A 12,270-nucleotide genomic window follows, 5' to 3' on the forward strand; every position below is an offset into this window, starting at 1 on the left:
AATTGTTTTTTACTTCTAACTAGAGCCTACCGAAATTGAGTCTAGAATAAGTATCTTTATCTCGCAAATCTATTTCTTCGACTAAGAAATAGAATGGCGGAGAAGGAGGGATTCGAACCCTCGATGGGAGTTAAAGCCCATACTCCCTTAGCAGGGGAGCGCCTTCGGCCACTCGGCCACCTCTCCGCAAAATCTACATTCGTAAGCAATGCTTACATAATTGGTGCGCGTGGAAGGAGTCGAACCTCCGACCGCCTGGTTCGTAGCCAGGTACTCTATCCAGCTGAGCTACACGCGCATTTTTACTTTTCGCTGATAGACCATACCGCTTATCAACTAATTTGGTGCGCATGGAAGGAGTCGAACCTCCGACCGCCTGGTTCGTAGCCAGGTACTCTATCCAGCTGAGCTACATGCGCATTTTAACTTTTTATCGCAACACAAAAGCATTGAGATTTAATTGGTGCGCGTGGAAGGAGTCGAACCTCCGACCGCCTGGTTCGTAGCCAGGTACTCTATCCAGCTGAGCTACACGCGCATTTTTATAACTTACTAGAAGCAACTAACTACAAAATTTCAAATTGAAATTCAAAACTGATGAGTTAAAGATTAACTAATGCAGAGATGGTGCGCATGGAAGGAGTCGAACCTCCGACCGCCTGGTTCGTAGCCAGGTACTCTATCCAGCTGAGCTACATGCGCGACTTGTATTGCTTCAATAAAAAATGGTGCGCGTGGAAGGAGTCGAACCTCCGACCGCCTGGTTCGTAGCCAGGTACTCTATCCAGCTGAGCTACACGCGCACTGTTTTCTATCGGTAAGAAATGGCGGAGAAGGAGGGATTCGAACCCTCGATGGGAGTTAAAGCCCATACTCCCTTAGCAGGGGAGCGCCTTCGGCCACTCGGCCACCTCTCCGTTTTCTTGGCGCACATATTACTGTTTGACGAAAATAAGTCAAACCCTTTTTCAGAAACAGATCCCATTTGAACTGTTTTTAATCACATTGCTGTTATATCAAGCCAATGTATTGATTTACGCCAATCTTTCGGTCTAAAAAATAAAAAAGTCAGTTAAAAAACTGACTCTTCTGTCGCCGTAATACCCTCGCCATAGCGCAGTATTAAAAGTTACCACCTTCCGATGGTGAACCCGATTTTTCAGATTGGATACGTTGATAGATTTCTTCACGGTGAACAGAAACCTCTTTAGGTGCGTTAACACCGATACGCACCTGATTTCCTTTTACCCCCAGCACTGTAACAGTGACTTCGTCACCAATCATCAGTGTTTCGCCAACACGACGAGTCAAAATCAGCATTCGATAGCTCCTTTATTTCTTAATTCAGCTTACACACGGCACTCATCCGGTAGATGGGCTTATTATAAGGTCAGCTTAGTACAAATTAATAGTATTCAATACTCAAACGGTTATTTAATTACACCTTATTTAGCTCGAAAGCGTGATGTAACGCCCGAACCGCTTTGTGCAAGTCCCTTTCATCGATAACGGTTGATAATTTACTCTCCGACGTCGAGAGTAACTTAGCATGGATTGTTTCATTACCCAAGACATCTAACATCTTAGTCAATAATCCCATTTTTGCCTGTAAACCTTTGCCAACTAAAGATACTTTTGCACGTTGACGCTCAACAATCAATTGACCAAGCTCAAGACTTGTACTCAATGCTTCAAGCTCGTGCAATAAAATATCCACTTTTGCTTCTGCAAGCATAAAACTTACACACCCTGCGGGAGCATCCTCATTTAATCTGAGCGGGGTGATAAACTCCACATCGATTTCAAGGCGAGACAAACAAGCTAACAAGGCTTGGTAATGTTCACTCGTCGTTAATAAGCCATCAATCGTTAATGTTGCTAACGCTTTATTGATCGCAATCCCCTGCACCAAGGAAGCACTTATCACGTCAGATTCGGTACCAAATTGAATTAGGGTACCTTGACCAACTTCAAAACTAGATAACACTCGCAAAGGCACTCGAAAACGTTCGGCATATTCAACCGAGTCAGGATGTAACACCTTAGCTCCCAGTTTGGCCATTTCGAGCATAACATCAAAGCCAATGACATCAAGACAACGCGCATTACTATCAATATTTGGATCGGTTGTGAAGACACCAGCAACATCAGTGAAAATTTGGCACTCATCAGCGTTAAGTGCAGCAGCTAACGCAACCGCAGTGGTATCAGACCCTCCACGCCCAAGGGTCGTTACATCTCCGTTAGGATCAATCCCTTGAAACCCTGCGACTATCGGCACAATTCCATCATCAAGCAGTGACTCTAGATAGCCAGTATCGACATTCTCAATACTTGCGCGACCAAAATGACTATTGGTATGGATTTGAACTTGATCTCCCGTGAGCGACTTAGCCTTAATACCACGTCGCTGCAAAGCTATCGCCATCAATGCGATACTCACTTGTTCGCCTGTTGAGACAAGCATATCGAGTTCCCGCGCCGAAGCACGGGGGTCAACTTGCGCGGCAAGTGCGAAAAGTCTATTTGTCTCCCCTGCCATAGCAGAGAGCACGAGTACCTGTTGTTCACCACTGCGAGCGGACTTTGCAATCTGTTCGGCAACCACTTCAATACGTTCTATAGAACCCACCGAAGTGCCACCAAACTTTTTCACAAAAAGCTTGCTACGACTAAGCTTTCGTTTTTCAGGCACAGCAACCTCTTAAGCTAAACGCTCAGTAATCCAAGGTAATACTTGAGCTAAGGCCGCATCCAGATTTTCTGGTTGGCTACCACCCGCTTGCGCCATATCTGGACGACCACCGCCCTTGCCGCCCACTTGTGCAGCGACCATAGCGACTAGCTCACCCGCTTTGACTTTGCCAACTAAGTCGTTACTCACGCCAGCAATCAGATTCACTTTGCCTTCTTGAGCCGTACCCAACACAATAATGGCAGATTTTAGTTTTTGCTTTAATTCATCTTGTAAACCGCGAAGTGAACCAGCCTCAACGCCATCTAGTTTTTTGATAAGTACATTCACGCCATTAACAACCACAGCATCGCCCACTAAGTCAGCACTCGCAGCCGCCGCTAATTTATCTTTTAGCTGCGCCATGTCTTTTTCAAGTTGTTTCATTTTATCGAGTTGTGCTTTTAACTTAGCAACCACTGAATGAGTATCGCCTTTTAACAAGGCAGCCGCCTCTTCCAGCTCAGCCTGTTGCTGCGCCACATAAGCCATAGCCGCGGCCCCTGTCACAGCTTCTATACGGCGCACACCTGCTGCAATGCCCGCTTCTGAGGTGATCTTAAATAAGCCGATATCACCAGTGCGGCCCACATGGGTACCACCACACAATTCGATAGAGAAATCGCCCATAGTGACAACACGAACCTGTGCATCGTACTTCTCACCAAAGAGTGCCATAGCACCTTTTTCTTTAGCTTCATCAATCGCCATTTCAGCGACTTTCAGCTCGTGGTTACGGCGAATTTGGGTATTCACTAATTCTTCGACTTGCTTTAGTTCCGCAGGTTTGACTGCTTCGAAATGAGAGAAATCGAAACGTAAACGCTCAGGATCAACCAGCGACCCTTTTTGCGTGACATGCGTACCAAGCATTTGGCGCAGTGCGGCATGCAATAAATGCGTAACAGAATGGTTTAACTGAGTACGGTGACGTAATTTTTTATCAACCTTAGCCTCAACCATTTGGCCAATACTCAAGCTCCCTGCGACTAAGACACCTTGATGGCCTGTTGCTTGACCATACTTTTGCGTATCGTTTACCGTAAATTCAATACCGTTCGCAACCAATTGGCCTTTATCGCCCACTTGACCGCCCGATTCAGCATAGAAAGGTGTCACGTCTAGCACAAGAACCGCTTCATCACCCGCTTTAATAGCCGTCACTAACTCGCCGTTTTGATAAATCGCGGTGACTTTTGCTTGACCCACAAGTTCGGTGTAACCGCAGAATGCTGTTTCGGCGTCAATTTTCAATGCCGCATTGTAATCGGCACCAAAGTTACCCGCTGCTTGGGCGCGGCTACGTTGCTCAGCCATTGCCGCTTCAAAACCTGCCTCATCGACAATAATATTACGCTCACGACAAACGTCTGCGGTTAAATCCATTGGAAAACCGTAGGTATCATAGAGTTTGAATACGGTTTCACCGTCTAAAGTGTCACCGGTTAATTCGCTTAAGGCTGCGTCTAAAATACCTAAACCACGCTCTAAAGTACGAGCAAACTGCTCCTCCTCCGCTTTAAGTGCTTTTTCAACAATAACTTGAGTTTCAGCGAGCCCTTTGGCTGCATCCCCCATCACATCAATCAGCGTCGGAACTAATTTGTAGAAAAAGGCTTCTGTCGCACCTAACTTATTACCATGACGCACGGCGCGGCGGATAATACGGCGCAGCACATAGCCACGGCCTTCGTTAGATGGCATTACACCATCGGCCACTAAAAATGCACATGAACGAATATGGTCAGCAATAACGCGTAGTGATTTATTGGATAAATCAGTCACGCCGATAATTTCTGCGGCTTTGGCAATAAGAGCACGGAAGATATCGATTTCATAGTTAGAATGTACGCCTTGCATAATCGCAGCAATACGTTCGATCCCCATACCTGTATCGACAGAAGGTTTTGGTAGCGGCAACATTTCGCCTGAAGCTTGGCGATTGTATTGCATGAATACAATATTCCAAATTTCGATGAAACGATCGCCATCTTCTTCTGGGCTACCAGGACGTCCACCCCAAATATGATCACCATGGTCATAGAAAATCTCGGTACAAGGACCACAAGGACCAGTGTCACCCATTTGCCAGAAGTTATCTGAAGCGTAAGGTGCGCCCTTGTTATCACCGATACGAATGATATTTTCAGCGGCTACACCAATCTTTTTATTCCAAATTTCAAAGGCTTCATCGTCAGTTTGGTAAATAGTGACGCACAGACGTTCTTTCGGCAGCTTTAAGGTTTCAGTTAAAAATGACCAACCAAAACGAATCGCTTCTTCTTTGAAATAATCCCCAAAGCTGAAGTTACCTAACATTTCGAAGAAAGTATGGTGACGGGCGGTATATCCCACATTATCTAAATCATTATGTTTACCGCCAGCGCGTACACAACGTTGAGCAGTGGTCGCACGCGTGTAATTGCGTTTATCCATGCCAAGAAACACGTCCTTAAATTGGTTCATGCCCGCATTGGTAAATAAAAGAGTTGGATCGTTGCCTGGCACTAATGAACTACTGTCCACAACCTGATGACCGTGGCTGCGGAAAAATTCGAGGAAAGCACTTCTAAGCTCTGCTGTAGTTTGATACATGAAATCGTCCTGAATTGGATAAGCATTACCAGCTACACCATAGGGCAGCCGCATTTCTATTTGCCCAGCATTATAAGCAGACTAAGGAAAGACAACCAGTCTTGATTGGTGATATACACATCAGGAATTTAATATTTTAGCTTGAATAGGCTACACCAGAGCCACTAGAGGCAAAACGGCAGGATAAGGAATAATTGAAGACAGTGTAGGTTTGTCGCGATAAGGACAATTTTCAAGCAAGTGAGCACAACGAGAAACCAGAAGGCTTCAAAGCCCGTAGGTGATATGTAGATGAGTTTTTACAGCCTTAGCTTCAAATCATCACTTTTGAATTAGGGCGTTAATCATCTTCGTCGGGATCATTGGGATCTGAATCTAATGCATAACTGATTTGATCGTAGCTAAAGCCTTGGCCCATTAAAAAACGCACACGTTTAGCCTTTTCCTTTGCAATAAGTTCCCGAGCTTTAGAGCCCTTCACTTCTGTCACGCGGGGAACACCATATTTTTTTGTAGCTTTGTCTTTTGCTAGCTCAAACCAATCACAATCACAATTGACCAAAGCGGTTTCAATACAATCTTTAGATAAGCCTTTCTGTGCTATTGCTTGGCGGATACGTATTGCACCATGGCCTCGGCTGATGTGGCTACGCACCAACAACTCTGCATAACGCGCATCATTAATAAAACCAGAGGATTCGCAAGCATCAAGTACAGGTTCTATATCGTTAAGTTCGAAACCTTTATCGAGCAATTTATCACGAATTTGTTGGCGGGAATAATCGCGGCGCGCTAGCAGCGCTACCGCGATTTGGTATGCGGACTGACTCAGAATATTTCGCCTGTCTCTAAGTCAATATTACCTTCTGTGCTTTCATCATCGGATGCAGATGATGCTAGGGCACTTGGATTACTTAACAGTAACTCACGTAACGTCTTGTCTATTTCGGCGGCAATTGCTGGGTTTTCAGTCAGATATTTACCCGCATTTGCACGACCTTGGCCAATTTTATCACCTTTATAGCTGTACCAAGCACCGGCTTTCTCGATCAGCTTATGGGCTACACCTAAGTCGACTAACTCACCTGTTCGGTTAATACCTTGGCCGTAAAGGATTTGGAACTCAGCTTGCTTAAATGGAGCCGCAACTTTGTTTTTCACCACTTTAACGCGAGTTTCGTTACCGACAACTTCATCGCCGTCTTTAATGGCACCTGTGCGGCGAATATCCAAACGAACAGAAGCATAGAACTTCAGTGCGTTACCACCCGTTGTCGTTTCTGGGTTACCAAACATGACACCAATCTTCATCCGAATTTGGTTGATAAAGATAAGTAACGTGTTGGATTGTTTCAAGTTACCCGCCAATTTACGCATGGCTTGGCTCATCATACGCGCCGCTAGGCCCATGTGAGAATCACCAATTTCGCCTTCGATTTCAGCTTTAGGCGTTAATGCAGCCACGGAGTCGACTACGATAACGTCAACAGCGCCTGAGCGAGTTAAAGCATCACAAATCTCAAGCGCTTGCTCGCCAGTATCCGGTTGTGAACACAGCAGGTTATCAATATCTACGCCCAATTTTTTAGCATAGATTGGGTCTAACGCATGTTCTGCATCGATAAAAGCACAGGTTTTACCTTCACGCTGCGCAGCGGCAATCACTTCTAAAGTCAGTGTCGTTTTACCAGATGATTCAGGACCATAGATCTCAACAATACGCCCCATTGGCAAGCCACCAGCACCTAAAGCGACATCTAGAGATAACGAACCAGTAGAAATGGTTTCGACATCCATAGAGCGATCTTCGCCCAGCTTCATGATAGAACCTTTACCAAATTGCTTTTCAATCTGGCTCAATACCGCTGCGAGTGCTTTCTCTTTGTTTGGATCGACCTTCATTCCTGTTCCCTCATCTAGGCAGCATCTAGGCTGTCAAAAAGTGATATTCAATTTAGTAAAGCGGGCAATTCAAAAAGCGAGGCTTTCTGTCTTAATATGCTGACTAGTATACTGTACAATCATACAGTATCAAGACCTGCGCACGAATTATTTTTCAATGGGGTAATTTCCTTATACTTACGCACTTTTACATTAATATTGGGCAAATAAATTATCATAATAAGGGAATATCTACATTTGGTGGCTTAATTGTCAGTAAAATATTGCTAAGATTAGCGCAACTTATTTTGAGTAGGAATAGCCACAAACTTCCAAGGTTTTACGCTATATCCACACAGATTGATATCGCTTTTAGGGCAGCCACAACGGACGATAACGATTTAATGAATGTAATTGATACCGATGATTTAGAAAAACATACCCCCATGATGCGTCAATATTTGACGATGAAAGCAGAACATCACGATATGCTACTGTTTTATCGCATGGGTGACTTCTATGAACTCTTCTATGATGACGCTAAACGTGCTTCTGAGTTATTAGGCATCTCCCTGACTGCCCGCGGAAAGAGTGGCGGCGATCCAATCCCAATGGCTGGCATTCCCTATCATGCGGTTGAAGGTTATTTGGCTAAATTGGTTCAAATTGGTCAATCTGTTGCAATTTGCGAGCAGATTGGCGATCCCGCGACCGCTAAAGGTCCGGTTGAGCGTAAAGTCGTACGCATAGTAACACCCGGTACCTTAACCGATGAAGCCCTGTTACAAGAACGCCAAGACAATCTTTTAGCCGCAGTTTATCAAGGTAAAGTTGGATTTGGCTATGCGACCCTCGATGTTTCCTCTGGCCGATTTGTGATTGCAGAGCTTGATACAAGGGAATCCTTAGAAGCCGAATTACAACGTACAAATCCAGTCGAAATTCTTTACAGTGAAGATTTTGGTGAACTTGGCTTGCTAAGCCACTTCAAAGGCAAACGTCGTCGTCCCGAGTGGGAATTTGATTACGACACCAGCATCAAACTTTTACTTGCACAATTTGGCACTAAAGATCTTCATGGTTTTGGCATTAGCGATGCGCGTCTATCACTGCAAGCCGCTGGTTGCTTAATGCAGTATGTTAAAGATACACAACGTACTGCCCTACCCCATATCAATGCCATAATTCGCTTTAATCAAGCGGATAGTATAGTACTTGATGCCGCAACCCGCCGTAACTTGGAACTCACCCAAAATCTAGCGGGTGGCCGTAATAATACCTTAGCAGCCGTATTAGATAATACTGCGACAGCAATGGGAAGCCGTATGCTGCAGCGCTGGATCCATCAACCATTACGGGATCCTAATCAAATTATCGCCCGCCAAACGGCTGTGAATGAATTACTTAAGACAGGCACACATGAACCACTCCATGAACAGCTTAAGGCACTGGGTGACATTGAGCGTATTATGGCAAGGCTTGCGCTGCGTACTGCTCGACCACGGGATTTTGCCCGACTACGCCAAGCATTAAACCTATTGCCTCAATTGCAGCAATCATTAGCACAGTTAAGCGCCCCCCATACAGTGAAACTAGGCCAACTCTTAGGCGAGTTTCCAGAAGAGCAACAACTGCTTGAGCGCGCCATTGTTGATAATCCCCCTATGCTTATTCGTGATGGTGGCGTGATCCGCGAAGGCTACAATAATGAACTTGATGAATGGCGCGGTCTGAGTGAGGGGGCCAGCGACTATTTGGTTCAACTTGAAGCAAGGGAAAAAGAACGTACTGGCATCAATACACTTAAAGTCGGCTATAACCGCGTACATGGTTATTATATTGAAGTCAGCCGCTTGCAATCTTCACAAGTACCGCTCAATTATCAACGACGCCAAACGCTTAAAAATATGGAGCGTTATATCACGCCCGAACTTAAAGAGTACGAAGAAAAAGTGCTCTCAAGCCAAGGTAAAGCGCTGGCCCTTGAAAAACAGCTATGGGAACAGCTTTTCGATCTTATTCTGCCCAAACTACATGAGTTACAAGCTTTTGCTAGAGCGGCTGCTGAACTCGATGTATTAAGTAATTTTGCCGAACGCGCTGAAACTTTAGGATATATCTGTCCTCAGCTAAGCCAGGATATCGGCGTCCAGATTGATGCAGGCAGACATCCCGTCGTTGAACGTGTCAGTCAAACACCCTTTATCGCCAATCCAGTCACCTTGCACAATCAAAGACGCATGTTGATAGTGACAGGACCCAATATGGGGGGTAAGTCGACTTATATGCGCCAAGTCGCCTTAATCACGCTTATGGCTCATATTGGCTGTTTTGTACCGGCAGAGCGGGCTGTGATAGGGCCTATTGATCGCATATTTACTCGTATTGGTGCATCGGACGATTTAGCTTCAGGCCGTTCAACCTTTATGGTCGAAATGACTGAGACTGCCAATATCCTCCATAATGCAACGGCTCAAAGTCTGGTATTAATGGATGAAATTGGCCGCGGTACATCGACCTACGATGGCTTATCTCTAGCTTGGTCTGCTGCAGAGTATCTCGCCCAACAAATCGGTGCTATGACGTTATTTGCCACCCACTATTTTGAGCTAACCCAACTGCCGGATCTGATGGCTGGTGTCTATAACGTCCATTTAGACGCGATAGAACATGAGGATACCATCGCCTTTATGCATGCGGTACAAGAAGGCGCCGCCAGTAAAAGCTACGGCTTACAGGTTGCAGCACTCGCGGGCGTACCAGCGAAAGTCATTAAGGCAGCCAAACACAAGTTGCAGCAATTAGAAAGTCGCGATCATCAGCTTGAGGGCACAAAAACACCCATTCAAACCCTACTCGCCCTACCTGAGCCGGCTGAGAATCCCGCTCTAACTAAGTTACAAGCAATAAATCCCGATAATTTAACGCCTAAACAAGCACTTGATTTACTCTACGAATTAAAGCGCTTGAGCTAATCAATTAAATTTAAAAAACAAAACGCCCACTATTGTGGGCGTTTTTAATAGGGACTTAAATTGCTTGATCATTACCGTCTTACTTTGCCCAATAACATTAATTTCTAAACAACGCTTCAACAGATAGGCCTTGTGAACCGAGTAAATCACGCAGACGTTTTAAGGCTTCAACTTGAATTTGACGAACACGCTCACGGGTTAACCCTATCTCGGCCCCGACATCTTCCAATGTCGATGGCTCATAGCCTAATAATCCAAAACGACGAGCTAATACCTCTCTTTGTTTAGTATTTAACTCATTGAGCCATTTCACTACCGAGTTTGAGATATCTTCATCCTGTACCTTATAGTCAGGGCCTACACTGTCATCATCAGCCAATATATCGATCAGCGCTTTGTCATTATCGCCCCCCAAAGGCGTATCGACTGAGGTAATCTTTTCATTCAACTTCAACATACGGCTGACATCTGCACTAGGGACTTGCAATTTTTCAGCAATTTCTTCAGCTGTCGGTTCGTGATCTAATTTTTGCGCTAATTCCCGAGCGGTTCTTAAATATACGTTCAACTCTTTAACAACATGAATCGGTAAACGAATGGTGCGAGTTTGATTCATAATTGCACGTTCAATCGTTTGACGAATCCACCAAGTTGCATAGGTTGAGAAACGAAAACCTCTTTCGGGATCAAATTTTTCTACCGCGCGGATAAGTCCTAAGTTCCCTTCTTCGATTAAATCTAAGAGTGCTAATCCTCGGTTGTTATAACGACGTGCAATCTTAACAACAAGTCTAAGATTACTTTCAATCATGCGATTACGGGATTTTTCACAGCCTTTTAAGGCTTTACGAGAAAAGTAAACTTCTTCTTCTGCGCTAAGCAGGGGGGAAAACCCTATTTCACCTAAATAGAGTTGCGTGGCATCAAGATTTTTTTGCAGGTCATCTTGAACCTGTTGTTCTAGTCCAAGTTCTTGAACTAAATCTGTAGCAATATCCTCTTTTTCGAGATCAAACTCTGCGGTTTCAACGGAAAAATCGACTAATTCTTCTGCGACAGTGCTATTTATACGGCTCATGATCAAATCTCCTAAACCTAATTAAACTGCTTGAACTATTGCAATTTCCTATCCTCCATTTGCCAACAAGGCCCTAAGCAATCATTGCTTAGGCAAATAATTAAGTGGGTTAACAGATTGACCATGATAACGAATTTCAAATCGTAACATTACTTGATCGGTTCCTGTACTACCCATTTTAGCAACAGTTTGTCCAGCGAGGACATGTTGCTTTTCTTCAACTAAGATCTGATCCGTATGAGCATAAGCACTAAGGTAATCTTCACTGTGTTTAATAATGACTAAATTACCATACCCCCTAAGAGCACTACCTGCATATACCACCCTCCCGTCTGCTGCGGCTTTGATGATATCTCCCCTTTGACCTGCGATCTTAATGCCTTTATTCCCCTGCTCATTAGCAGAGTAAGTCCCAACTAATTTACCTCTTACAGGCCATTGCCACTGGCTCACACTGTTAGGCAGTGTCGAAGTAGGAGCAACGATTGAAGGGTTAATATTTTGTTGGCCACTTGTTGCAGAATACGCAGACTTAGCTTTCTGATCAAGTGTTTTTTTCTGTGAAGCACTTATTTGCAAATTATTATTATTTGATTGTTTTTCCTGAGAATTATTTGATTTTTGACTTTTCAAAGCAGAAGAATATCCACCTAAAGTCTTAGTGTTGGACTGATTAACAATCCGAGGCTGTGTTAAATACAAGATCTGCCCAGGGTAAATGGTGTAGGACTTATCTAATTGATTAATTTTAGCTATTTCAACAAAATCCTTCCCTGCCGCCCATGAAATAGAATAAAGCGTATCGCCTTTTTTTACTTTATAAGAATCGGATTTAAGATGGCCTTTACTGTGTTTTGAGAGGTGGGGAGAAAGACTTTCGACAGGCGCAGGGTGGCTCGCCTGAAAGCTACAGCCTGCAAGCATAAACAATAAGCTGAGGTTTAAAAGTAAACCCGCATTCAACAATAAAAACTCCTCTACTAAGTTGCATTACTGTTTATGATGAG

General features: G+C 44.4%; 8 protein-coding genes and 7 tRNA genes. 1 reads left to right on the forward strand and 14 read right to left on the reverse strand.

Annotated features, from left to right (window positions below; translation table 11 throughout):
• Positions 1-94: 94 nt before the first annotated feature.
• The 12 genes from MZ182_RS14395 to recA all read right to left on the reverse strand — a co-directional run bounded on the left by MZ182_RS14395 (position 95) and on the right by recA (position 7,231).
• Positions 95-186, reverse strand: a tRNA-Ser gene (locus MZ182_RS14395).
• Between the two features lie 35 nt (positions 187-221).
• Positions 222-298: transfer RNA gene (locus MZ182_RS14400), tRNA-Arg, on the reverse strand.
• Between the two features lie 44 nt (positions 299-342).
• A tRNA-Arg gene (locus MZ182_RS14405) sits at positions 343-419 on the reverse strand.
• 42 nt (positions 420-461) lie between these two features.
• Positions 462-538, reverse strand: a tRNA-Arg gene (locus MZ182_RS14410).
• An 87-nt stretch (positions 539-625) separates the two neighbouring features.
• Positions 626-702, reverse strand: a tRNA-Arg gene (locus tag MZ182_RS14415).
• Positions 703-726: 24 nt separating this feature from the next.
• Positions 727-803: transfer RNA gene (locus MZ182_RS14420), tRNA-Arg, on the reverse strand.
• Between the two features lie 22 nt (positions 804-825).
• Positions 826-917: transfer RNA gene (locus MZ182_RS14425), tRNA-Ser, on the reverse strand.
• Between the two features lie 205 nt (positions 918-1,122).
• Complete coding sequence (gene csrA, locus MZ182_RS14430; protein ID WP_007649794.1) at positions 1,123-1,320, reverse strand: carbon storage regulator CsrA; 198 nt, start codon at positions 1,318-1,320, stop codon at positions 1,123-1,125.
• A gap of 118 nt (positions 1,321-1,438) precedes the next feature.
• Positions 1,439-2,695 (reverse strand): aspartate kinase, encoded by a 1,257-nt coding sequence (locus tag MZ182_RS14435; RefSeq protein ID WP_011788618.1) that lies wholly within the window; start codon positions 2,693-2,695, stop codon positions 1,439-1,441.
• A gap of 9 nt (positions 2,696-2,704) precedes the next feature.
• On the reverse strand, positions 2,705-5,329 hold the full coding sequence (gene alaS, locus MZ182_RS14440; RefSeq protein ID WP_248065786.1) for an alanine--tRNA ligase: 2,625 nt from the start codon (positions 5,327-5,329) through the stop codon (positions 2,705-2,707).
• A 340-nt stretch (positions 5,330-5,669) separates the two neighbouring features.
• Entirely contained in the window at positions 5,670-6,140 is a 471-nt protein-coding gene (locus MZ182_RS14445) for a regulatory protein RecX (RefSeq protein WP_411028074.1), read from the reverse strand.
• A 17-nt stretch (positions 6,141-6,157) separates the two neighbouring features.
• A complete protein-coding gene (recA, locus tag MZ182_RS14450; RefSeq protein WP_011788615.1) occupies positions 6,158-7,231 on the reverse strand; it encodes a recombinase RecA in 1,074 nt (357 codons plus the stop codon).
• Between the two features lie 383 nt (positions 7,232-7,614).
• Here recA and mutS point away from each other — a divergent pair, with 383 nt between their 5' ends.
• A complete protein-coding gene (mutS, locus tag MZ182_RS14455) occupies positions 7,615-10,185 on the forward strand; it encodes a DNA mismatch repair protein MutS (protein ID WP_248065784.1) in 2,571 nt (856 codons plus the stop codon).
• Positions 10,186-10,282: 97 nt separating this feature from the next.
• Here the strand turns inward: mutS and rpoS are convergent, their stop codons facing one another.
• Together rpoS and MZ182_RS14465 are read right to left on the reverse strand one after the other, a co-directional pair.
• The gene (gene rpoS / locus MZ182_RS14460) at positions 10,283-11,263 is read right to left on the reverse strand and encodes an RNA polymerase sigma factor RpoS (RefSeq protein WP_248065783.1); all 981 of its coding nucleotides are present in this window, start codon (positions 11,261-11,263) and stop codon (positions 10,283-10,285) included.
• Positions 11,264-11,344: 81 nt separating this feature from the next.
• The gene (locus tag MZ182_RS14465) at positions 11,345-12,229 is read right to left on the reverse strand and encodes a peptidoglycan DD-metalloendopeptidase family protein (protein WP_248065782.1); all 885 of its coding nucleotides are present in this window, start codon (positions 12,227-12,229) and stop codon (positions 11,345-11,347) included.
• Positions 12,230-12,270: the final 41 nt, after the last annotated feature.

The organism is Shewanella sp. JNE2, from assembly GCF_023159115.1.
Taxonomy (GTDB): domain Bacteria; phylum Pseudomonadota; class Gammaproteobacteria; order Enterobacterales; family Shewanellaceae; genus Shewanella; species Shewanella putrefaciens.